The 21750-nt window shown below is 66.5% G+C and carries 19 protein-coding genes; 5 read left to right on the top strand and 14 right to left on the bottom strand.

Translation table 11 applies throughout. The features are described 5' to 3' along the window. From RZE77_RS21105 to RZE77_RS21090, 4 genes are all read right to left on the bottom strand, one after another. Window positions 1–432, bottom strand: a complete 432-nt coding sequence (locus RZE77_RS21105; RefSeq protein WP_319439130.1) for a DUF2141 domain-containing protein — start codon at window positions 430–432, stop codon at window positions 1–3. Window positions 433–601: 169 nt separating this feature from the next. After that, window positions 602–1684: an AI-2E family transporter gene (locus RZE77_RS21100; protein WP_319439129.1), complete on the bottom strand. Its 1083-nt coding sequence runs from the start codon at window positions 1682–1684 to the stop codon at window positions 602–604. 88 nt (window positions 1685–1772) lie between these two features. Then, window positions 1773–2477, bottom strand: a complete 705-nt coding sequence (locus tag RZE77_RS21095) for a GntR family transcriptional regulator (RefSeq protein ID WP_018905322.1) — start codon at window positions 2475–2477, stop codon at window positions 1773–1775. 9 nt (window positions 2478–2486) lie between these two features. Continuing rightward, a complete protein-coding gene (locus RZE77_RS21090) occupies window positions 2487–3821 on the bottom strand; it encodes a C4-dicarboxylate transporter DctA (protein ID WP_319439128.1) in 1335 nt (444 codons plus the stop codon). A 198-nt stretch (window positions 3822–4019) separates the two neighbouring features. Here RZE77_RS21090 and RZE77_RS21085 point away from each other — a divergent pair, with 198 nt between their 5' ends. Beyond that, window positions 4020–5357 (top strand): glycosyltransferase family 2 protein, encoded by a 1338-nt coding sequence (locus RZE77_RS21085; protein WP_319427251.1) that lies wholly within the window; start codon window positions 4020–4022, stop codon window positions 5355–5357. A 44-nt stretch (window positions 5358–5401) separates the two neighbouring features. Next, window positions 5402–6310: a porin family protein gene (locus RZE77_RS21080; RefSeq protein ID WP_319439127.1), complete on the top strand. Its 909-nt coding sequence runs from the start codon at window positions 5402–5404 to the stop codon at window positions 6308–6310. 21 nt (window positions 6311–6331) lie between these two features. On the opposite strand, the gene RZE77_RS21075 is transcribed toward RZE77_RS21080, so the two are convergent. The 3 genes from RZE77_RS21075 to RZE77_RS21065 all read right to left on the bottom strand — a co-directional run bounded on the left by RZE77_RS21075 (window position 6332) and on the right by RZE77_RS21065 (window position 10623). Beyond that, on the bottom strand, window positions 6332–7684 hold the full coding sequence (locus RZE77_RS21075; RefSeq protein WP_319439126.1) for an MFS family transporter: 1353 nt from the start codon (window positions 7682–7684) through the stop codon (window positions 6332–6334). A 147-nt stretch (window positions 7685–7831) separates the two neighbouring features. Next, a complete protein-coding gene (locus RZE77_RS21070; protein WP_319427248.1) occupies window positions 7832–8446 on the bottom strand; it encodes a response regulator transcription factor in 615 nt (204 codons plus the stop codon). Further along, entirely contained in the window at window positions 8443–10623 is a 2181-nt protein-coding gene (locus RZE77_RS21065; protein ID WP_319439125.1) for a sensor histidine kinase, read from the bottom strand. Before RZE77_RS21065 ends, RZE77_RS21070 begins: the two co-directional genes overlap by 4 nt. 83 nt (window positions 10624–10706) lie before the next feature. On the opposite strand from RZE77_RS21065, the gene RZE77_RS21060 reads away from it, so the two are divergent. Further along, entirely contained in the window at window positions 10707–11564 is an 858-nt protein-coding gene (locus RZE77_RS21060) for an aldo/keto reductase (protein WP_319439124.1), read from the top strand. Window positions 11565–11571: 7 nt separating this feature from the next. Here the strand turns inward: RZE77_RS21060 and RZE77_RS21055 are convergent, their stop codons facing one another. The 3 genes from RZE77_RS21055 to RZE77_RS21045 all read right to left on the bottom strand — a co-directional run bounded on the left by RZE77_RS21055 (window position 11572) and on the right by RZE77_RS21045 (window position 15515). Next, window positions 11572–13059: a nucleobase:cation symporter-2 family protein gene (locus tag RZE77_RS21055; RefSeq protein ID WP_319439123.1), complete on the bottom strand. Its 1488-nt coding sequence runs from the start codon at window positions 13057–13059 to the stop codon at window positions 11572–11574. A gap of 124 nt (window positions 13060–13183) precedes the next feature. After that, window positions 13184–14440: an alpha/beta hydrolase family protein gene (locus RZE77_RS21050; RefSeq protein WP_319439122.1), complete on the bottom strand. Its 1257-nt coding sequence runs from the start codon at window positions 14438–14440 to the stop codon at window positions 13184–13186. Between the two features lie 16 nt (window positions 14441–14456). Beyond that, on the bottom strand, window positions 14457–15515 hold the full coding sequence (locus RZE77_RS21045) for an SDR family oxidoreductase (protein ID WP_319439121.1): 1059 nt from the start codon (window positions 15513–15515) through the stop codon (window positions 14457–14459). Window positions 15516–15634: 119 nt separating this feature from the next. Between RZE77_RS21045 and RZE77_RS21040 the strand changes: the two genes are divergently transcribed. Continuing rightward, window positions 15635–16330 (top strand): TetR/AcrR family transcriptional regulator, encoded by a 696-nt coding sequence (locus RZE77_RS21040; protein ID WP_319439120.1) that lies wholly within the window; start codon window positions 15635–15637, stop codon window positions 16328–16330. A 10-nt stretch (window positions 16331–16340) separates the two neighbouring features. Here RZE77_RS21040 and RZE77_RS21035 read toward each other — a convergent pair whose 3' ends face one another. From RZE77_RS21035 to RZE77_RS21025, 3 genes are read right to left on the bottom strand one after another with little or no spacing between them, the layout of a single operon-like run. Beyond that, the gene (locus RZE77_RS21035; RefSeq protein ID WP_319439119.1) at window positions 16341–17102 is read right to left on the bottom strand and encodes a GntR family transcriptional regulator; all 762 of its coding nucleotides are present in this window, start codon (window positions 17100–17102) and stop codon (window positions 16341–16343) included. A gap of 52 nt (window positions 17103–17154) precedes the next feature. Further along, window positions 17155–17892, bottom strand: coding sequence for an aspartate/glutamate racemase family protein (locus tag RZE77_RS21030; RefSeq protein ID WP_319439118.1), 738 nt, complete (start codon window positions 17890–17892; stop codon window positions 17155–17157). 26 nt (window positions 17893–17918) lie between these two features. Next, a complete protein-coding gene (locus RZE77_RS21025) occupies window positions 17919–19412 on the bottom strand; it encodes an NCS1 family nucleobase:cation symporter-1 (RefSeq protein WP_319439117.1) in 1494 nt (497 codons plus the stop codon). Between the two features lie 678 nt (window positions 19413–20090). Between RZE77_RS21025 and RZE77_RS21020 the strand changes: the two genes are divergently transcribed. Next, the gene (locus RZE77_RS21020; RefSeq protein WP_319439116.1) at window positions 20091–20813 is read left to right on the top strand and encodes a GNAT family N-acetyltransferase; all 723 of its coding nucleotides are present in this window, start codon (window positions 20091–20093) and stop codon (window positions 20811–20813) included. Here the strand turns inward: RZE77_RS21020 and RZE77_RS21015 are convergent. Further along, on the bottom strand, window positions 20781–21731 hold the full coding sequence (locus tag RZE77_RS21015; RefSeq protein WP_319439115.1) for an IS481 family transposase: 951 nt from the start codon (window positions 21729–21731) through the stop codon (window positions 20781–20783). The genes RZE77_RS21020 and RZE77_RS21015 overlap by 33 nt on opposite strands. Window positions 21732–21750 lie beyond the last annotated feature (19 nt).

Below are 21750 nucleotides of genomic sequence, written 5' to 3'. Positions count from 1 at the left end.
TCAGCGCAGGTGAATGACGGTCTGCAGGCCGGCGTCGACGCTGATCGCCGCGGCCTCGAAGGCGGGCGCGGCGCGGTTGCCCTTCGCGTCGTTCGAGAAGCCGTAGCGCTCGGTCGGCATGCCCATGAGGTTGGTGTCGAGCTTGCCATTGCCGTTCTCGTCGGCGAACGCACGCAGCGCGTACCGCCCCGGCGCCAGTCCTGTGAACACGAGCCGGGCCTTGCCGCCCTGCATCGGCGCGGTCTGCGAGGCTGCGGCCTTGCTGTCGGCGTAGCTCGTGGCGTCGTTGTACAGCGCCACGTACAGCGTGGCGTCGGTGGCCGGCCCGTCGGCCACGTTCACGTTCAGGTCGGCCGCGAGCGCGGCCAGCGGGGAGAGCAGGGCGGCGGCGTACAGGGCGCGCAGGCCCGGCCGGGGCAGAAGAATGTTCATGAGAGAGGCCTCGTCGGAAGTTGGAGGCCCCGACGATCCCGCAAGCGCCGCGCGCCGCCCAGCGCCATGCGACGAAGCGCGCCAACACCCGCGCGAAATGCACCCGGCCGGCGCAGGGCGTGCCCGCTTCGGCGGCCTCTCGGGCCCGCGGCCGCGAGCCAGCCGGGCTTCAGCTGCCCTTCTTGTCTTCGCCCGGGCTGGTCTCCAGCTGGCCCGACTCCACGAACAGGCTCCACGCCGCCATGAACAGCGCCGCGATCACCGGACCGATCACGAAGCCATTGATGCCGAAGATCGCCATGCCGCCGATGGTCGACATCAGCACGATGTAGTCGGGCATCTGCGTGTCCTTGCCCACCAGCACGGGGCGCAGGATGTTGTCGACCAGGCCGATCACGAACACGCCCACGAAGACCAGGATGCCGCCCTCCCAGAAATGGCCGGTGGCCAGGAAATAGATGGCCACCGGCCCCCAGATGAGCGCCGCGCCCACCGCGGGCAGCAGCGAGAGAAAGGCCATCAGCACGGCCCACAGCAGCGCGCCCTGCACGCCCAGCAGCCAGAAGGCCAGCCCGCCGATCGCGCCCTGCGCAATGGCCACCGCCACGTTGCCCTTGACGGTGGCGCGGATCACGGTGGTGAACTTGTTGAGCAGGTAGTGCGTGTGCGGCCTGGCAAGCGGCACGGCCTCGCGCATCGACTTGGAGAGCGCCGAGCCGTCGCGCACCAGGAAATAGAGCAGGTACAGCATCACGAAGAAGCTGATGACGAAATCGAAGGTGTTCTGGCCGATGGTCAGCGCCTGGCCGGCGATGAGCTGGCTGCCCTGCGCCGCGCCCGCGGAGATGCGGGCCTGCCAGGCCTGCATGTCGCCAAGGTTGAACCGGTCGAACAGGCTCAGCAGCCACTGCGGCAGGGCGTTGAGGATCTGCTGGAAGTAGGCCGCGAAATTGATCTGCCCCGAACGGATGCTCTGCGTGACCTGCACGATCTCCTGCACCAGCGACACGCCCACCATGGCCAGCGGAAGAATCACGATGAAGAGGCAGATGGCCAGCGTCGACAGCGCCGCGGCGTTGTGCCAGCCGGGCATGGCCTTCAGCAGCCGCTTGTAGAGCGGCGTGAACAGGATGGCCAGGGCCACGCCCCACAGCACCGCGCCGAAGAACGGCATCAGCACCCAGAGGAAGGCGACCGTGACGGCGGCGAGCAGGGCGAGGAACACGCCGCGCTGGAGTTGGGGTGAATTCATAGGTGATTCGGACTGTAGCCGAGCCTGAATGCACCCCCGTGTCGGTCGGCACGCCCTTGTGCGGCGCTGCTGCCGGAGCGCCGGCGGGTCAGCGCCTGGCGCGCGGCAGCGCCACCGGCGCCAGCGTGGCGCGCAGCCGGGCGGGCGCGTCGGGCCCGGCCGTGGTTTCGACCTCGAGCGAGCGCTCGACATTGCCGATGTGCTCGATCATCAGCTGGCGCGCCCGGGCCGTGTCGCCGGCCTCCAGCGCAGCGACGATCGCGCCGTGCTCCGCGCAGGACTGCCCGGCCTCGTGCCTGGACTGGTAGAGCGTGGCGGCCAGCGTGGTGCGGGCCGTGAGGTCGCGCAGCACGTCGACCAGCAGCTGGTGGCCCATCTGCTCGGCCAGGCAGACGTGGAAATCGGCCAGCAGGAAGGCGCGCGTGGCGGCATCGGCGCCCTCGATGGCGCGCTGCTCGTCGGCAATGTGGTCGCGCAGCTTGCGGATGGCCTGCTGCAGCGGCCGGCCCTCGCTTTCGGCCAGGATGCCCGCCTCCACGATGCGCCGCGCCGAGAAGGCGTCGCGCGCTTCCTCGGCCGAGGGCTCCACCACGTACCAGCCGCGGCGCGACTGCACCTCGACGAAGCCGCGCGCCTGCAGTTGCATGAGCGCCTCGCGCACCATGGTCCGGCTCACCGCGAAGTTCTCGGCCAGTGCCTGCTCGCCCAGCCGTTCGCCCGGCGCGAGCTTTTGCGCCAGGATGGCCTCGACCACGCGCTCGGCGATGGAGGTGGGATTGACGTCGGTGGCCATCGCGCGTTTTCAGCGGCCGCCGGCGCCCGCGCCCAAGGGGGCTGCCGGCACGTCGGGCTCGGCCAGCGGCTCGTCGTCGGGCGAGTAGCTGCCGTCGAGCACGGCATGGGCCCGCTCGCGGTCGATGTCGCCTTCCCAGGCCGCGATGGCCACCGTGGCCACGCAGTTGCCGATCAGGTTGCCCAGCGCGCGCGCAATGCCCATGAACCAGTCGACCGAGAGCACCAGCACCAGGCCGATGGCCGGAATGGCGGGAATCGCGTGCAGCGTGGCGGCCAGCACCACGATCGCCGAGCCCGGCACGCCGTGCGCGCCCTTGGAGGTGACCAGCGCAATCGCCAGGATGGTCAGCAGGTCCGCCATCGAGATCGGCGTGTTGGTGGCCTGCGCGATGAACACCGCCGCGAGCGTGATGTAGATCGAGAAGGCGTCCAGGTTGAACGAGTAGCCCGTGGGAATCACCAGGCCCACCGTCGAGTCGCGGATGCCCATGCGGCGCAGCTTGGCCATGATCTGCGGCAGCACGCTGTCCGACGAGGTGGTGGCGAAGACGATGGCGAGCTCCTCGCGCAGGTAGCGCAGCAGCTTCCACAGGCTGAAGCCCGACATGCGCATGACCAGCCCGAGCACCACGAACACGAAGACCAGCACCGCGCCGTAGAACAGGGCCACCAGCATGCCCAGCTGCTTGAGCGAGCCGATGCCGTACTTGCCCACCGTGAAGGCAATGGCGCCCAGCACGCCGAGCGGCGCCAGCTTGATGATGATGCCCATGATCTTGAACAGCACCAGCGACAGCGCGTCCACCACCGCGCCCACCGGCTTGCCGCGCTCGCCCAGCAGCGACAGCGCGCAGCCGAACAGCACCGCGAACAGCAGCACCTGCAGCACGTCGCCGGTGGCAAAGGCGGCGACCACCGTGGTGGGGATCAGCTTCATCAGGAACTCGACCGTGCCGCCGCTCGTGAGCTTGTCGGCGTTCGAGGCATAGGCGCTCATGGCGGCGGCGTCGAGCTTGCCCGGGTCCACGTTCATGCCCACGCCGGGCTCGAACACGAAGGCCAGCACCAGGCCCATGGCCAGCGCGATGGTGGTGAGCACCTCGAAGTAGATCAGCGCCTTCACGCCGACCCGTCCCACGCGCTTCAGGTCGCCCGCGCCCGCGATGCCGTGCACCACCACGCAGAACACCAGCACCGGGATGATCATCTTGATCAGCTTGATGAAGCCGTCGCCCAGCGGCTTGAGCTTGACGGCGAACTCCGGCATGAAGAGCCCGGCGAGCACGCCGAGCACCAGGGCGATGACGACCTGGCCGAAGAGCGATTTGGCGAAGCGAGGCATGGAAGTCTCCTTGTATGTCTTGGCGGTGGTTGCATGCAAGGATCGCTTCTCTTGCATACAAGCAATGTAGGCAAGAAGACTTCCAGGGAGCCAGAGGGTATTCCCGGCTTCCAGTGTTGTTAACAGTCCTCAGGAATGTAACCAGACTGTTCACGTCATTTATCGAGAGTTACATTCACTGGAACACTCGAGAGCGACATGAACGAAGAAGGCCAGAAGGCGCTGCAGCCAATGATTTACCTGCCCGTATCGGGCAAGTTTGTTATTGCGTTGATTGGCGCCTGCGCCTGGATGTGGTTCTCGATATGGGCCGCGGGCCCCTGGCTGGCCGACCTGACGGATCGGGTGGGGATGGCCCTGGCCATTTTCCTGGTGTATGGCATTGCCGTTGTTCCGGGCTTCATGAATGCATTCCTGGCCATCAGCCTGCTGCTGGACAAGAGGCCGGCGCATCCCGCGTTGGCCGTCTATCCCCCGATCTCCATCCTGATTGCCGCCTACAACGAGGAAGCGTCCATCGACGAGACGCTGGTCAGCATCGATCGGCAGAACTACCCGGGCGAACTGCAGGTGATCGTGATCAACGACGGGTCCGCGGACGGCACGTCGCTGGTCGTTCAGCGTGCCCGGGAGCGGTACCCGTGGCTGACCTTCCTGGACCTGGAAAAAAACGGCGGCAAGGCGCGCGCGCTGAACATCGGATTCAAGGAGGTGGCGCACGACCTGGTCATCACCGTCGATGCCGACTCCTTCCTTTACCGCGGCGCTTTGACCAGCATCGTCGAGCGCTATCGCGCCGACCCGCCCCATACGCGGGCCGTGGCGGGAAAAATCCTGGTCCGCAACTCGCGGCTGAACTGGATCACCCGCTGCCAGGAATGGGACTACTTCCATGGCATTGCCGCCATCAAGCGCGTGCAGTCGCTGTTCCAGGGCACGCTGGTTGCGCAGGGTGCGTTTTCCATCTACGACCGGGCTGCGCTGATCGAGGTTGGCGGATGGCCCGAATGCGTGGGCGAGGACATCGTGCTCACCTGGGCCCTGCTGAAGGCCGGCTACCGGGTGGGCCACTGCGAGGACGCGTGCCTGTTCACCAATGTGCCCACCACCGTCAAGCAATTGGTCAAGCAGCGCCAGCGGTGGGCGCGCGGCATGGCGGAGGCCTTCATCAAGCATCCGGGGATCCTGGTCAAGCCGCGCCTGTCGACCTTCTTCATCTATTGGAACCTGCTGTTTCCGTGGCTGGACCTGGCATGCACCATCGGCTTCATTCCCGGAATCATCCTCGCGTTCTTCGGCCACTACTGGATCGTGGGAATCATGACCCTCGCCTTGATCCCGGCCACATTCGCATTGAGCCTGCTCATGTTCCGGATCGAACGCCGCATGTTCAGGAAGACGGGCCTCGTGGTGCGAAAAAATGTCCAGGGCTTCTTCGTCTACGTCCTGCTGTACAGCCTGATCCTGCAGCCCGCCAGCGTGCTCGGCTATCTCGATGAACTGTTCAGGAAGCCCAAGGCCTGGGGCACCAAATGACGGGGTTGCCGAGGTATCTTGCCGTCGCTTCCCTGGGGTGCCTGGTGCTGGCCGCTCCCTGCAGGGCGGAGGAAGAAAAGGCAAACGAGAAGCCGGCCGGCATGGCCTTTGGCCCGGAGTTCTTCCTCACCGGCGACAGCGACAATTTCCAGTCGCGGCGGGTGTCGGTGGAGTTCTTTCCCGCCTTTGAAAACGCCGACCGCTACCTGGGGTTCCGGCTCGGCGACTACCAATACAAGCAGGACAACTGGCAAAGGGCCGGCAAGAAGATCTCCTTCCTGGCCCGCTCGGTCGAAACGAAGACCACCGACGGAGGCGCGATCGAGGTCGGCGCGTTCGAGCAGGGCGGGCACACGCTGCTCACCCTCGACGGCAGCTACCGCCTGTCGCCCACGAAGAGCACGGCGGTGGAGTTCCTGGTGACGCGCGACTGGGTGGAGACCCCGAAGTCGCTGGACCGCGGCATCGATTTTTCGTTTGTCGGGGTGGCCGTCGACCAGGGGCTTGGAAGCCATGTGACCCTGGTCGGTCTCGCGGCGCAGCAGTATTTCTCGGACGGCAACCGGCGCGACCACGGCCGCCTGCGGCTGATCTACCAGCCGTCGCTCGACCTGGGCCTGACCCTGCAGGCGCGCTATCGAGCCTACCGCAGCAGCCACGAGGACGTGGACAGGGCCTATTTCAATCCGAAGAACTACAGCGAGGCGATGCTGGCGGTCGGCTGGCGGCAGCGTTTTGCGGGCTGGACCCTCGCGGTCACGGCGGGGCTCGGCACCGAGACGATCAATCACGAATTCCGGCAGCCGACGCGGCTGCTGGACGTGAACCTGCAAAGCCCCGTGAGGGGATCGCAGGTCTTTCGCTTCGGCGCCGGCTACAGCCGCAGCACCACCTTCTCGGGGCCCAGCTACCAGTACCGGTACCTGCGCGGGGAGTGGGTAATCCTTTTCTGAGGCCGGGCGCCTCTTGCCCGGCTACTTGTCGTGGTGCAGGTAGGTCGCCTGCTTCGGCAGCAGCAGGCTCACCATGAAGGCCACGCCCATCATCGCGGTCACGTACCAGTAGAAGTACGACTCGTGGCCGATCGACTTCAGGCCCAGCGCCACGTATTCGGCGCTGCCGCCGAAGATGGCGTTGCCCACCGCATACGACAGGCCCACGCCCAGCGCGCGCACTTCGGGCGGGAACATCTCGGCCTTCACGATGCCGCTGATCGAGGTGTAGAAGCTCACCACCGCGAGCGCCAGCGTGATCAGCACGCCGGCCATCAGCGGGCTGCCCACGCTCTGCAGGTTGCTCAGCACCGGCACCGTCATGAGCGCGCCGAGCGCACCGAACAGCAGCATGTTGCTGCGCCGGCCGATGCGGTCCGACAGCGCGCCGAACAGCGGCTGCATGCACATGTAGATGAACAGGCAGGCGGTCATCACGTTGCTGGCGGTCTTGATCGACATGCCGGCCGAGTTCACCAGGTACTTCTGCATGTAGGTGGTGAAGGTGTAGAAGATCAGCGAGCCGCCGGCCGTGTAGCCCAGCACCACGAAGAAGGCGCGCTTGTGGTGCCTGAACAGCTCGGCGACGCTGCCGGCGCCCTTGGCGGCGCGGGTCTGCGTGCTGGCGGTCTCGGTCAGCGTGCGGCGCAGCATCAGCGCCACGATGGCCGCCACGGCGCCCAGCACGAAGGGAATGCGCCAGCCCCAGGCCCTGAGCTCGGCTTCGTCGAGCACCTGCTGCAGCACCACCACGACCACCACGGCCAAGAGCTGGCCGCCGATGAGCGTGACGTACTGGAACGACGAGAAGAAGCCGCGCTGGCCGCGCATGGCCACTTCGCTCATGTAGGTGGCGGTGGTGCCGTACTCGCCGCCGACCGACAGGCCCTGCAGCAGGCGCGCGGCCAGCAGCAGCGCGGGCGCCCAGGCGCCGATCTGCGCATAGGTGGGCAGGCAGGCAATGACCAGCGAGCCCACGCACATCATGACGACCGAGGTCACCATCGAGGTCTTGCGGCCCTTGCGGTCGGCCAGCCGGCCGAACAGCCAGCCGCCGATCGGGCGCATCAGGAAGCCGGCAGCGAACACGCCCGCCGTGTTCAGCAGCTGGACCGTGGGGTCCGACTTGGGAAAGAACGAGGGCGCGAAATAGATCGCGCAGAAGGCGTAGACGTAGAAGTCGAACCACTCCACCAGGTTGCCGGACGAGGCGGCAAAGATGGCGAAGATGCGCTTGCGCTTTTCCTCGAAGGTGTAGGGCGTGGTGTTGGGCGCGTTGGCGCTGGTCGCGTCCGGGCTGGAGGCACCGGCGGTGGCGCTGGCAATGGCGGTCATTCGGGGGTCCTTGTCTCTGGCTGGGGCCCCCCGCGGAGCCGCGGAAAGCCGTGCCGGCAAGTCTGTCCGGCCGGGGCCGCGCTGTCGTCCGTAGCCGCCCGCCGCGGCGCTACGTACGTGTACGCAAGGGTAAATACCTAGAAAAAGTTACAAATCGTGCTCGCGCAGGAAGCGGTCGAGCTCGTGGCTGTTCGACAGGCCGAGCTTGGCGAACACATGGGCGCGGTGCGTTTCCACCGTGCGCTGCTCCAGCGGCGCGAGCTCCAGCGCAATGCGCTTGTTGGGCAGGCCCTGGGCGACCAGCCGGGCCACCTGCATCTCGCGCGGCGTCAGCTTGGACCACAGGGCCTCGGCGGCCTGGCGGGCCTGCCGGCGCACGGCGATCTCCTCGGCCTTTTGCAGCGCCTTGGCGATGCTCTCGAGCAGGCGCTCGTCGTTGCAGGGCTTCTCGAGCCAGCCGAAGGCGCCGTTCTGCACCGCCTCGACCGCCATCGGAATGTCGCCGTGGCCGGACAGGAAGATCACGACCAGCGGGCTGTCCTGCGCGCGCAGCGCATCGAACACCTGCAGCCCGCTCATGCCCTCCATGCGCAGGTCCAGCACGACGCAGCCCGGGCGCTGCAGGTCGGCGCCGGCCAGGAAGGCCTCGCCCGAGGCAAAGGCCTGCACCGCATGGCCGCGCGACAGCAGCAGGAGGCCCAGCGAGCGGCGCACGGCCTCGTCGTCGTCGACGATGCACAGGTGGTTGGCAAGGGCGGTCACGGGGCTGAGATTTCCAGTTCGAGGGTGAAAACTGTGCCACCACCGGCCCGGTTGGCAAAGGACAGCCGGCCGCGGTGGGCTTCGACGATGGTGCGGCAGATGTTCAGCCCCAGCCCCAGCCCGCCGGCCTTGGTGGTGAAGAAGGGCGCGAACACCTGCTCGGCCAGCGCGGCGTCGATGCCGGAACCCCGGTCCGCCACGCGGATGTGCACGCGGCCTTCGAGCAGCTCGGCCTCGACCTCCACCACGCGCTCTTCGGGCGGCGTGGCCAGCATGGCGTGCAGGCTGTTGGACAGCAGGTTCAGCAGCACCTGCTCGAGCAGCACACGGTCGCCGCGCACCGGGGGCAGCGAGGGCGCGATGCGGACCTCCGCGCGCGCCTGGCGCAGCCGCATCTCGCCCTGCAGCAGTGCCAGCGCATTGGTGACCAGTGCCGCCACCGCGCAATCCTCGGTGCCGGCGGTGCGCTGGCGCACGAAGCCGCGGATGCGCCGCACGATCTCGGCGCTGCGCCGGGCCTGCGCCACGGTCTCGTCGAGGCTGCTGGCCAGCAGCTGCTGGTTGCCCTGTTCCGCGAAGGCCTTGGCCGCGCTCGCGAAATTGCTCAGCGCCATCAGCGGCTGGTTCAGCTCGTGGGCCAGCGTGGAGGCCATCTCGCCCAGGCTGGCGAGGCGCTGCGCATGCTGCAGCTGCTCGTCGTTCTGGCGCTGGCGCAGCTCGGCGCGCTTCTGCTCGGTGATGTCCACCACCGAGCTCATCCAGCCGCTGTGGCGGCCGTCGGCATCGATCAGCGGCGCGGTGTAGACCATGGTGATCACCTCGTGCCCGTCGCGGTGCTGCAGGCGCGACTCGAAGCCCGAGCGCGCGGGCTGCCCGCTCATCATGGCCTGGTAGTGCAGCCAGTGCTGCGCCACGTCGTCGGGATGCCAGTAGGGGTAGGGCGGCAGGCGGCCGAGCAGTTCGTCGGCGCCGTAGCCGGTCATCTCGCAGAAGGCGGGGTTGACGTAGATGATCCGTCCTTCGAGGTCGCGTGCGCGCATGCCCACCAGCAGCGAGTCTTCCATCGCCTTGCGGAAGGCGTGGGCCTCGTCCAGCGCGTGCGTGCGCTCGCGCACCCGCAGCTCCAGGTCGCGCCGCGCGTCGCGCTGCTCGGCGAAGCGGCGCTCGCGCAGCTGCCAGTACAGCCCGCCCAGCAGCAGCACGCCCGCGCACAGCAGGCCCAGCATCCAGGTGCGCTCGCGCGCGCGGGCGACCTCGGCGTGGTCGGCCATCACCGTCAGCGTCCAGCCCAGGTCGGGCAGCGGCTCGTCCAGCGCGAGGAAGCGGCGCGCCTTGCCGCCGACCTCTGTGCGCACGAGGTAGCCCGGATGGCCCTTCTCGCGTTCCGCCGTCCACGGCAGCGGCGAGAAGCCGGTGCGGGCGCCGTACTGCTGCTCGCGCTTCATGCGGTCCAGGTCGGCGGCGGCGAGCGGCCGCGTGGCCTGGTACATCCAGGCCGGCACCGAACTCAGGAACACGATGCCGCGCGCGTCGGTCAGCAGGATCGGCTCGCGCGCAAAGGTCCAGGCCTCCTGGAGCTGGCGCAGGCTGATCTTGACCGTCAGCACGCCCAGCACCGCGCCGGCCTCGGAGCGCACCGGCGCGGACATGAAGAGCCCGGGCTCGCCGGTGGTCTGGCCCACGCCGTAGAACAGGCCGCTGCGGCCCGCGCGTGCGTCGATGAAGTAGGGCCGGTTGGCATAGGACTCGCCGACAAAGCTCTGCGGCGTGGCCCAGTTGCTCGCTGCCAGCGTGAGGCCCTGCAGGTCGATCAGGTAGAGCGCATCCGAGCCCGCATGGCGGTTCACCTCCTCGATGTAGCGATTGGCGCGCTGCTGCGCCGCCGGGTCGCGCGGATGGGCCAGCACGTCGAAGACATCGGGGTGCATGCCTGCGGTGCGCGGCAGGTAGCCGTACTTGCCGGCGGCATCGCGCAGGCCCAGCGCGTGGACCTCCATCGCGCGGCGGATCGAGTCCGCCTGGAAGCTCGCCTCGCGGGCCGCGGCCCACTGGCCCGCCGCGCCGATCAGCAGCAGCGCCACGGCCACGGCGGCCGTCCAGGCGAGCAGCGTGCGCCAGCGGCGGGGGCGCGAGCGGGCCGTCGGTGTGGCGGGCGGGAGGGGAGGCAGGGGCGGCATTGGGGTGGGCCGACCGGGGCGGCGACCGGGGATTTTGCCCCGATACCCGGATCGGCCGGCGGGGCCGCCGTACCATCGCGGCCATGCGAACCCTTTCACTCCCGGCCGGCGGCGAGATGCCGGTGCTCGGCCTCGGCACCTGGCGCATGGGCGAGATCGCCAGCCGCCGTGCGGCCGAGGTTGCCGCGGTGCGCGAAGCCATCGCGATGGGCTACCGGCTGATCGACACCGCCGAGATGTACGGCGAGGGCGGCGCCGAAACCGTGCTCGGACAGGCCATGGCAGAGGCCCTGCGCGCGGGTGACGTGCGGCGCGAGGCGCTCTTCATCGTCAGCAAGGTCTACCCGCACAACGCGAGCTGGCGCGGCACGCCCGAGGCCTGCGAGCGCAGCCTGAAGCGGCTTGGCCTCGACACGATCGACCTGTACCTGCTGCATTGGCGCGGCAGCCATCCGCTGCGCGAAACGGTCGATGCGATGCAGGCGCTGGTGGCCAAGGGCCGCATCGCGCGCTGGGGCGTGAGCAACTTCGACACCGACGACATGGAGGAGCTGGCGCCGCTCGTCGGCTCAGGCCCCGGCTGCGCGGCCAACCAGGTGTACCTGTCGCTGGCCGAACGCGGCCCGGAGTTCAGCCTGCTGCCCTGGCTGCGCGAACGCGGCATGCCGCTGATGGCCTACAGCCCGATCGACCAGGGCGCGCTGGCTTCGGACGACGCATTGCAGGAGCTGGCCGCGCGGCTCGGCATCAGCGCCGCGCAGCTCGCATTGGCCGCGGTGATCGCGTGGCCCGGCGTTGCCGCGATCCCGAAGGCCGTGCGCAGCGCGCACCTGCAAGAGAACCTCGCCGCCGCCGACCTCGAGCTCGATGCGGCAACCCTCGCCGAACTCGACCGCCTGCATCCGCCGCCGCGCCGCAAGGCGCCGCTCGCGATGATCTGAGCAGGCCCTAGTGCGCTTCGGCCTGCTTGGCGGCGGCGATCACGGCCTCTTCGTCGTGCTTCGCGCCATTGAGGAACAGGTTCAGCAGCACCGCGCTGATCGATGCCAGCAGGATGCCCGACTCGATCAGCGAATGAATCGCATGCGGCATCCACTGCTTGAAGTTGGGCGCAATGAGCGGAATCATGCCGATGCCGATCGACACCGCCACGATCATCGCGTTGTGGCGGTTGGTCTTGAAGTCGACGCCCGAAAGAATGCGGATGCCCGTGGCCGCCACCATGCCGAACATCACCAGGCCCGCGCCGCCGAGCACCACCGTGGGCAGCGATTCGATCAGCGCCGCCATCTTGGGCAGCAGGCCCAGCACGACCAGGATCACGCCGCCGGCCACGCAGACATAGCGGCTCTTGATGCCCGTGACGGCCACCAGCCCCACGTTCTGCGAAAAGCTGGTGTACGGAAAGGTGTTGAAGATGCCGCCGATCAGCGTGCCGAGGCCGTCGGTGCGCAGGCCCTTGGCCAGGTCCTTCTGCGTGATCTTCCGGTCGGTCATTTCGCCGAGCGCGAGGAACATGCCGGTCGACTCGATCATCACCACGATCATGATCAGCGTCATCGTGAGGATCAGGACCGGATCGAACTGCGGCATGCCGAAGTGAAACGGCAGCACCACGTCCACCCAGGCCGCCTTGCCGACCTTCTCATAGGTCATGAGCCCGGTCGCCGAGGCCACCACCGCGCCGATCACGATGCCCAGCAGCACCGAGATATTGGCGATGAAGCCCTTGGCGTACTTGACGATCAGCAGGATCGACACCAGCACCAGCGCGGCCACGCCGAAGCCCGAGAGGTCTGCGTACTTGGGGTTGGGCACGGTCGGCATGATGGCAAAGCCCTTGGGCACCGCAGGGATCGAGCTGCCCGGCGAGGTCACTTCGGCCAGCCACTTCGCATACACCGGGTCCACCAGCGCGGGCGCCGTCGGCCCCACCGGGTTGCCGAAGATCCAGTTGATGCCCACGCGCATCAGGCTGATGCCGATCACCGCGATGATGGTGCCCGTGACCACCGGCGGAAAGAAGCGCAGCATGCGGCTCACCAGCGGCGCAATCAATATCGACACCACGCCCGCGCCGATGATCGCGCCGAATAGCAGCTGCGCGCCGTTCTGGCCCGGGTTCGCGTTGGCAATGGCCACCATGGGCGCGACCGATGCGAAGGTCACGCCCATCATCACCGGCAGCCTGATGCCGAACCACTGCGTGGCGCCCAGCGCCTGGATCAGCGTGGCGATGCCGCAGCAGAACAGGTCGGCCGAGATCAGTAGCGCCACCTCGTCGGGCGAGAGCTTGAGCGCGCGGCCGACGATCAGCGGCACCGCAACGGCCCCCGCGTACATCACCAGCACATGCTGGAGGCCGAGGGCCGCGAGCTTGCCCGAAGGCAGTCGCTGGTCCACCGGATGGACTGTGGAAAGGGTGTCGGCCGTCATTGCGTTTCTCCTGCAGCGGCAAGGGGAAAGGTGCGTGGACGGCGCGGTGCCCGTGGCGTCCACTCGTTGTGTACGCCAAACTGTATACAATTTATGCCGCAATCCGGATGCAGGTAAACCCGGATCAGTTTTCCATCTTCAGCCGCCGCATGAGCCAGTCCGCGGTGAACTCGAAGTGCTCACCCATGTTCGACTCCGCCGTGTGGCCGTCCTCCCCGAACACCAGTTGCGTCACGTTGAAGCCCAGCGCCGCAAGGGATGCGGGCTCGTCCCTGGAGACGAGGTCTTCGCGCGCGCCGTTCACCATGAGAATGGGTTTGCGCAGTTGCGCCGCGGTCGGCTTCTTCAGCTGGCGCGAGAGCTGGAATGCTTCGTAGTACTCGCACATCGCTTCGCGCGGCGTGGTCTGCGGATTCATGTTCGCAAACATGGTGTAGGGCGCGACGATCCATGCAGGAGCCACCTTGCAATGCGCTTGCCCAAAGCTCGAATCGCTGGGGCCGCCCACATTGACGATCGCCTTGTAGAAGTCGTTGCGCAGGCCGCCAAGCGTTCCCAGGTAGCCTCCCATGCTCCAGCCGTACACGGCCGCCCGGCTCGCGTCCAGGTCGCCGCGGGCCTTGATGTAGTCCGCCACCGTGTCGAACATCGCATGGGACTCCGGACGGAAACCGAGCTGGTTCTCCCCGGTGTCCGGGTTCTCCACAATGATGGTGGCGAAGCCGCGGCCCATGAAGTAGTCGCTGTGCCGGATCATCTCGGTCTTCATGTTGTCGAGGCCCCCAAGAATGACCAGCACCGGCAGCTTCTCGTTGCCGCCCGGCTGTGCCGGCGGTGCCCGGAAGTAGCCGATGAATTCCTTCGCGCCGGTCTTGAATGCGATCCGCTGCAGCGGCTTTCCCAGCAGCGCGTGGGCTCGTTCGGTCGCCTGCAGGTCCGCCGCGGGAACACGCTTGGGAAGCCGGTTCATCCGAAGGTAGAAGGCGGCCTTCCTGTATTCGGCCGATGCGGCGGCGCCGTTGCCCCGCTCTTCGAGTGCGCGGGCCCGTTCCAGGTGCACCTGGGCCGGCTTGTTGAAAGTTGCTTGCCAGGCTGCCTGCGACGGCCCGGCGTGTTCCGGCAGCGCCGCGGCGATCTCGTCGAAGCTGCGTGCTTCGATGCCGGCATCCTCGAGCCACCAGCAGATGTTGAATTTGAACGAAGGATGCATGCGGGCGATGCCTCCCGGGTACTCCGCCTGCCCCTTGCTGCAGAACTCGGCCATGCTGCCTGCGGTCCTGGCGGCAGGGAGGCCCTGGGCCGCGGAATTCTGCGGCGCTGCCGCGATGCAAAGAACGGCTGCGAAGGCCGTCGAGAGTTTCATGATCAGTCTGTTGGTCACGGTCTTTTTCCCTTGTTCAGGACTCGGTTCGGGTCGGCACGCCGGGCAGCCAGCCATTGCCGCGATACCAGGCGAGCGTGTCGGCAACGGTCTGCTCGATCGGGCGAAACTTCAGCTGGAGCTTCTGTTCGCTCTTCGCGTGATTGAAATGGCTGCGCCCCGCCTCCTTGCGCATCAGCCGCACAGTGGCCAGGCTGAGCAGGATGGGCTTGCCGGTGATCCGCGCGTAGAGTTCCTGCACCGCCGCCAGCAGATAGAGGAGCGGAAAGGGCAAATGGCGCGTCGGCGTCTTGATGCCTGCGATCTTCCCCACCAAGGGCACCAGTTCCTGCATCGTCATGTGGCGGCCGGCCGCCAGGTAGCGTTCGCCGCGCTGCCCGTGCTCCGCGGCCGAAATCAGCGCCCTGGCCACATCGCGGGCGTCGACGACGGAAAAGCTGCCGGGTACCAGCCCGGGCAGTTTTCCGAGCACCACGTCGTTGACGAATTGTCCTGACGAGGTGGGGCCGATATCGGCCGGTCCCCACATCCATCCTGGCAGGACGAAGCTCGCATGCATGTCCGGGTGCGTGCCCAGAAAGGCCGACACGACCTGGTCGGCCAGTATCTTGCTGCGGTAGTAGTCGTCGCCGGCGTCGGCCAGGTCGCGCAGGCAGGTCTCGTCCATGGGCACGCCCGGCTCGCCGTTGAGCACCGCGATGGACGAGGTCTGGACGAAGCGCCGGATGCCGGCACCGTAGGCCTTCTCGATGAGCTGCCGCGTGCCGTCCACATTGATGCGCTTGAGCTCTTGCCAGTGGCTGCCGCCCTTGAAGTTGTCCCGGAAGAACGCGGCGGTGTGGAACACCACGTCGCATCCTTGCAGCGCGCCGGCGAAGGCGGGCACATCGGCCATGTCGCCCAGCACCAGTTCGACGCCTTTCATGCCCGCAAACTGCTGCTGGCCCTTGGCCTGCGAGCGCACCAGGGCCTTGACGGAGACGCCTTGCGCGACCAGTTCGCGCACCAGGTTGTTGCCGAGAAGGCCGGTAGCGCCGGTGACGAACGCGGACCTCAAGGCCTTGGTTTTTTCCATATCAATCGAATTTCAAAAATCAAACGAGTTTTGAATGTAGCCGCGGCATTTTCAAATATCAAGTGATTTCTGAATCTTGGCGGGCCGATATCCAAAGTTCATGTGATATCTTTTGAGGCATGAGCCCGACGACAGCAAGAACGCGTCTGACCCGCGAGGAAAGCCGGGCGCAGACGCGCGAGCGCCTGATCGAAACCGCGCAGCAGCTGTTTGTGTCGAACGGCTATGGGGGCGCATCGATCCGCGACATCGCGGACAAGGCGGGCTACTCCCAAGGCGCCTTCTATTCGAACTTCTCGAGCAAGGAGGACGTCCTCCTGGAGTTGCTGCGGCGGCACATGGAGGCGGAAGCGACGCAGCTTTTCAGGGTCATGGGCAACGCGCAGCAAGAGCCCGGCCAGATGCTGGCCGAACTGGAAGCCTGGGCTTCCACGCTCAATCACGATGCCGACTGGTGCATGCTTTCCATCGAACTTCAGCTGCATGCCAACCGCAGCCGAAGCTTCGCTGCGGAATACCAGAAGGTGTGGGTCAGGCACCGGTCCGAGCTCGGCGCCGTGATCGGCCAGTTGTTCGACAAACTCGGGCGCACGCCTCCTGCCGCACCGGACGAACTGGCCGCTGCCTTCATGGCCCTGTCGCATGGGCTGGCACTGCAGAGGATCAGCACGCGCCCGGATCCCTCGGGACGGCTGATCATGGTGTTCCTGCGCGGACTGATCGCAGGTGCGGAAGACCTGGGAACGGCCGCTGCCGCACCGGCCGGCTCTCCTGCGCGCGCGCCAGGGAAGCGCGCTCCGAAAGCCAGGCGCTGAATTGCCCCCGCTAGGCGAGCAGGGCCTTCACCAGGTCGAGCTGGCGGTCGGGCTTCTCGGTGCCGAGTTCCAGGCTGGCCTCGATGCGCTCGAGGTGGTCGATCATGCAGAGCACGGCGCCTTCCACGTCGCCCTTGCGGCAGATGCGAAGGAAGTCCGAGTGCTCGTCCGACGAGCAATGCGGGTCGTTCGACGAGTGGTAGAGCATCGCGATCAGCGAGCTGCGCGCCACCAGTTCGCGCACCAGCTCGGCCAGCGTCTTGTTGCCCGTGGCCTCCGCCAGCGCCACGTGGAAATCGCCCAGCACCTTCTCGCGCACCGTGCCCGTGGTGGTGGTCTGGCGCAGCGCGGTGCGCTCGAACTTGATGTGCTGCTCCAGCACCTGGTAATCGCGCGGCCGTGCACTGGCAATGAACAGGCGCACCACTTCGCTTTCGAGGATGCGGCGCACCGCGAACACCTCGCGCGCCTCCTGCACCGTGGGCTGGCACACGAACGCGCCTTTGTCGGGAATCATCTCGATGAGCTTGTCCTTCGAGAGCATCAGCAAGGCCGCGCGGATCTTGGTGCGGCTCACCGAATAGACCCGGCCCAGCGCCTCTTCGCGCAGCCAGGTGCCGGGCGGCAGGCGCTTCTCGACGATGGCGGTGGCGATGTCCTGCGCGATGCTTTCGATGGAGCTGCCCTTGTCGGTGGCGGTTGCGCCGTTCTCGGCCGCAGCGGCAGTGGACGTGGCAGGGGAGGCGGTGGATTTGGTGCTGGCGCGGGGCATGCGCAGATTGTGGCTCAGCGGGTGGCTGCCGCGTTCGCGCCGGGCGCCGCCGTCAGCCGCGCAGCGTGAAGCCCTCGAGTGCGCCCTTCATGGCCTTGGGCAGCGGATGGGCCAGTTCGCCGCGCTTGCTGGTCGAGAGCTTCAGCGCGACCAGCGATTCGACCAGCCTGGTGGCCGCGGCCACGCCGTCGATCACCGGCACGCCGAGCAGGCCACCGATGTGCTCGCACAGGTCGGTCATGCCGGCGCAGCCCAGCACGATGCAGTCGGAGCCGTCTTCCTCGAGCGCGCGGCGGCATTCGTCGACGATGCGCTCGCGCGCCTTGGAGCCGGGCTCCTCGAGTTCGAGCACCGGCAGCTCGCAGGCGCGCACCCTGGCGCAGAAGCGCTCCATGCCGTAGACCTCGGCCAGGTGCCAGGCCTGGCCCATCGTGCGGCCGAGCGTGGTCACCACGCTGAAGCGGCTGCCCACCATGCTGGCCAGGTGCATCGCGGCTTCGGCAATGCCCACCACCGGACCGCGTGCCAGTTCGCGCGCGGCCTTCAGGCCTGGATCGCCGAAGCAGGCGATCACGTAGCCGTCGATGCCCTCGCGCTCGCCGGCCGCAATTTCCTGCAGGAGGCCGGGCACGGCCAGCGCCTCGTCGTAGTGGCTTTCGATGGAAACCGGCCCCATGGCCGGGCTGACCGCGACGATCTCCGTGCCGGCGCTCGCCACCGCGCGAGCGCAGGCGCCGATCTTCTCGGTCATGCTCCAGGTGGTGTTGGGATTGATGATCTTGATGCGCACGGCGCGGCCCTTTCTCTTTCAGTGTTTCAAGTCTTGTAGTTGCGGTTCAGCAGGGCGTAGATGACGAAGCCCAGTGCCATGCCGATGAACCATGCATAGTTCGCGCCACCGCGCAGCACCGGCACCATCACGCAAAGGATCGGCACCAGCGCGGAGGGGACCAGCGCCTGGATTGCCTTCGGGTTGTAGCCGCCGCTGTACCAGTATTCGCCCTTGGGACTCATGGTGTAGAGCGCGTCCACGTCGATGCGCTGCTTGCGCACGATGTAGTAGTCGGCAATCAGGATGCCGAACAGCGGGCCGATGAACGAGCCCAGCACGTCGAGCGTGTAGTGGATGACCTCGGGGCTGTTGTAGAGGTTCCACGGCGTGAGGAACACCGAGCCCACCGCCGCGATCATGCCGCCCGTGCGCCAGCTGATGTGCTGCGGCGCCACGTTGGAGAAGTCGAAGGCCGGCGAGACGAAGTTGGCCACGATGTTGATGCCGATGGTGGCAATCATGAAGGTCAGCGCACCCAGCACCACGGCGGTGGTGCTGTCGATCTTGCCCACGGTGTGCACCGGATCGGTGATCAGCTCGCCGAACACGGGCAGCGTGGCCGCGGTGGTGATCACCGTCAGCAGCGAGAAGAACACGAAGTTGATCGGCAGGCCCCAGAAGTTGCCCTTCTTCACCGCGTCGAAGCTCTTGCCATAGCGCGAGAAGTCGCCGAAGTTGAGCATCGGGCCGCTGAAATAGCTCACCACCAGCGCAATGGCCGAGAGCATCACCGGCAGCGCGTCCCAGCCCTGGAACTTGATGCCGCCCAGGTTCAGGTCGATGTTGCTCCAGCCGGCCTTCCACACCAGCCAGCCGCACAGGATGGCCATCACCACGTACACCGCCGGGCCGGCCCAGTCGATGAACTTGCGGATCGCTTCCATGCCGTGCCAGAACACGAAGGCCTGCAGCACCCACATGATCATGAACGCCAGCCAGCCCAGCATCGACAGGCCCGCAAAGCCGTGCTGCGCCACGTCGGCATACGGTGCGAGGTTCGGGAACATGTGCAGCGCCAGCACCATGAAGGCGGCCGAGGCCAGATAGGTCTGCACGCCGTACCAGGCCACTGCGATCAGCCCGCGGATGATGGCCGGGATGTTGGCACCCAGCACGCCGAACGAGGCGCGGCACACCACGGGGTAGGGCACGCCGGTCACCTGGCTCGGCTTGGCCACCAGGTTGCAGAAGAACTGCACGATCACGATGCCCACCAGCAGCGACACCAGCACCTGCCAGCTCGACAGGCCGAGCGCAAACAGGCTGCCGGCCGTGATGTAGCCGCCCACGCTGTGCACGTCGGACATCCAGAACGCAAAGATGTTGTATTGGCCCCAGGTCTGCTTGCGCAGCGGGGCCAGGTCTTCGTTGGTCAGCCGCGGGTGGTAGCCGGGCTTGATCAGCGCATTGGATTCGGCATGCGGCGCATGGCCGGCTTCGCTCGCCCCCGCGGGGGCCTGGCTGACGACTGTGCTCATGGTCTTTCCTCGTGCGAATGGGTGGATGGAGGGACCGTTTCCAGCGCAAATTTCCGCACCGGCTATCGGGTGCGTTATTTGTATACAAAAACCGTGTGCAATCAAGTCCATCCGGCAAATCATATATCCGTAGATTCCCTGAGATGGTGCTGATGCTCAATAAAGTGCGTCGGGAAAATAAAGTGCGTCGCCATGTCGACGATTCCGTCGCGGGGCTGGGGAGTTCGCTGCGCCTAGTAGCGAATGGCTGTTTTCATCTGTCGATGCGACCGCAGTTACACATACTTCTCCGACAACACCAGAGGCATCGCAGGAAAGTCGAATGGGTCGATGCTTCCGATCTCTACGCCTGTACTCTCTGACCCAAGCTGACAAGGACCTTGTAGCGTTCGGTGTAAAATACTGTATATAAATACAGTAAAAATGCGTCCAGCCACCGTCACTACCGAATTCATGCCGAGCGCGCGCAGGCCAGTGCCGAGCGCGGGGGCGCTTGGTCGAGCTTGGCAAACTGTGCAATCGGAGAGAAGACCGATATCGGAAGACACAGTCCCCCTCGCAGGCGCCTATGGTCGGCCGTTACCTTCATTGAGGGGGCCTCGCCCGCCTAACGAAAACGTGCGTAACAAGTTCGATACAGTCGGCCTCATCGCCAGACAAAGGTGGAGGGGGAACTGCATGGGAACAAAGAAGCTTGCAATAGAGCTGCTTTTGAAGCGCCAGGACGTGATTCCATACGTGCGGCAAGTCGTCGAGGCAGCAGAGAGCGATCGGGCAGCACTGGGGTGGTTTCCATTCAAGGTATTTGAAGAAGCCGCGATAAGCGAGAAGCTGATCGTGACGCTCGCTCGTGAGGGTGATCAGGTCAGCTACGCTGGACATCTGCTGTTCGCCACCACGTTCCCGCGCGGGCATATCATGCAAATCCATGTGTCTTCCAGCTACCGCCGGCAGGGAGTCGCAAAGAAGCAACTGGATTTCCTCAAGAGTCATTTGGCGGGACTCAACTACATCTCCATCGGGGCTCGAGTCGCCGAAGACCTACGCATGTCGCAGGAGTTCTGGCAAAGCCAGGACTTCTATGCCCATGGAACAACTCCGGGCGGAAAAACCCGCGGCCGAACTCTGGTCCTGCGCAGCCACGAACTGCCGACCCGGCAGCTCTTTGCGACGAGCGGGCTGACGCACCGAGATCCGCTTGGCCTGGCGGTCGACCCCGCGACTGCGACGAAGCTGTACCTGCTGGACCTCAACGTCCTGTTCGACCTTGGACCGCGGAGGGCGCGACATCAGGACGTCGTCGACTTGTTTGCACTCGAGCGTCTAGGTGTCTGCCGCTTGGCACTGAGCACGGAGTTCGATGCCGAACTAGCTGTGAAGCGTCAAGAGGTTGTTTCTTGACGAGTTGAGTCTGGACATGGGCGCGATGCCGCCGATACCGCTGTGCGGGCGATGCCAGTTGTAGTGGTGTTGCCAGCTTGCCAGGGCATCGGTTCGATGGGCCGAGTTCTGGTAGGTCCAGCCGTAGGCCCACTCTCGCAACGCGGACTGGATGAACCTCTCTGCCTTGCCGTTGGTCTGCGGCCGGTAGGGCCGCGTGAAGCTGTGCTTGATGCCCAGTTCAATGCAGGTTGCCCGGAAGTCGCGCGAGCGGAAGGCTGAACCGTTGTCCGTCAGCAACCGCTTTACGATGATGCCCAGGCGGGCGTAGTAGGCCACCGCATTGCGCAGGAACAGGACCGCCTGCGCTTGCTTCTCGTCCGGGTGCATGGCGGTGAACGCCAGCCTGGCGTGGTCATCGATGGCCACGAACAGCGTCTCCCAGCCCGCGCCGTCGACCGAATCTCGCCGATTGCCGGTGACGCGGTGGCTGGGCCGCTCGATGCGCCCGAGCTTCTTGGTGTCGATATGCAGCAGATCGCCGGGTGCTTCGTGCTCGTAGCGCACGACGGGCTCCACAGGCTGCAGGTCGCTCAGCTTGGACATGCCGGCGCGTGCCAGGACGCGGCTGACCGTGGACTCCGAGACGCCCACGCTGCGCGCAATGCGAGCCTGCAGCATTCGACGTTTGCGCAGTTCGACGATCAGCAGGGCCTTGCCCGCATCGATGGCCCTGGGAGAGCGCATGGGCCTGGAGGACGCATCGGCCAAGGCGGCCTCACCGCCCGCAAGGTAACGGCCAAGCCACTTCCTGGCCGTTGGCGCAGTGACGCCGTGTGCAGCCGCGGCTCGCACGGCATCCAAGCCTTCACGAGTCATCTGTTTGACCATCTCAAGTCGGCGGGCAAAGGTAAGTCGGGCATGCTTATGGGTGTTCATCCGGTTGGGCGTCCTGAGT

It is taken from the genome of Variovorax sp. SPNA7, from assembly GCF_033807855.1.
GTDB classification, from domain to species: Bacteria; Pseudomonadota; Gammaproteobacteria; order Burkholderiales; family Burkholderiaceae_C; genus Variovorax; species Variovorax beijingensis.
This window is presented reverse-complemented; position numbering and strand designations above follow the sequence as displayed.

Bases quoted from the DNA above. Each gene is read 5' to 3' on its own strand.
- RZE77_RS21090 (WP_319439128.1), bottom strand. From the start codon at position 3,821: ATGCCTCGCTTCGCCAAATCGCTCTTCGGCCAGGTCGTCATCGCCCTG.
- RZE77_RS21035 (WP_319439119.1), bottom strand. From the start codon at position 17,102: ATGCCCCGCGCCAGCACCAAATCCACCGCCTCCCCTGCCACGTCCACT.
- RZE77_RS21040 (WP_319439120.1), top strand. From the start codon at position 15,635: ATGAGCCCGACGACAGCAAGAACGCGTCTGACCCGCGAGGAAAGCCGG.
- RZE77_RS21045 (WP_319439121.1), bottom strand. From the start codon at position 15,515: ATGGAAAAAACCAAGGCCTTGAGGTCCGCGTTCGTCACCGGCGCTACC.
- RZE77_RS21085 (WP_319427251.1), top strand. From the start codon at position 4,020: ATGAACGAAGAAGGCCAGAAGGCGCTGCAGCCAATGATTTACCTGCCC.
- RZE77_RS21075 (WP_319439126.1), bottom strand. From the start codon at position 7,684: ATGACCGCCATTGCCAGCGCCACCGCCGGTGCCTCCAGCCCGGACGCG.
- RZE77_RS21105 (WP_319439130.1), bottom strand. From the start codon at position 432: ATGAACATTCTTCTGCCCCGGCCGGGCCTGCGCGCCCTGTACGCCGCC.
- RZE77_RS21020 (WP_319439116.1), top strand. From the start codon at position 20,091: ATGGGAACAAAGAAGCTTGCAATAGAGCTGCTTTTGAAGCGCCAGGAC.
- RZE77_RS21100 (WP_319439129.1), bottom strand. From the start codon at position 1,684: ATGAATTCACCCCAACTCCAGCGCGGCGTGTTCCTCGCCCTGCTCGCC.
- RZE77_RS21065 (WP_319439125.1), bottom strand. From the start codon at position 10,623: ATGCCGCCCCTGCCTCCCCTCCCGCCCGCCACACCGACGGCCCGCTCG.
- RZE77_RS21095 (WP_018905322.1), bottom strand. From the start codon at position 2,477: ATGGCCACCGACGTCAATCCCACCTCCATCGCCGAGCGCGTGGTCGAG.
- RZE77_RS21025 (WP_319439117.1), bottom strand. From the start codon at position 19,412: ATGAGCACAGTCGTCAGCCAGGCCCCCGCGGGGGCGAGCGAAGCCGGC.
- RZE77_RS21015 (WP_319439115.1), bottom strand. From the start codon at position 21,731: ATGAACACCCATAAGCATGCCCGACTTACCTTTGCCCGCCGACTTGAG.
- RZE77_RS21055 (WP_319439123.1), bottom strand. From the start codon at position 13,059: ATGACGGCCGACACCCTTTCCACAGTCCATCCGGTGGACCAGCGACTG.
- RZE77_RS21060 (WP_319439124.1), top strand. From the start codon at position 10,707: ATGCGAACCCTTTCACTCCCGGCCGGCGGCGAGATGCCGGTGCTCGGC.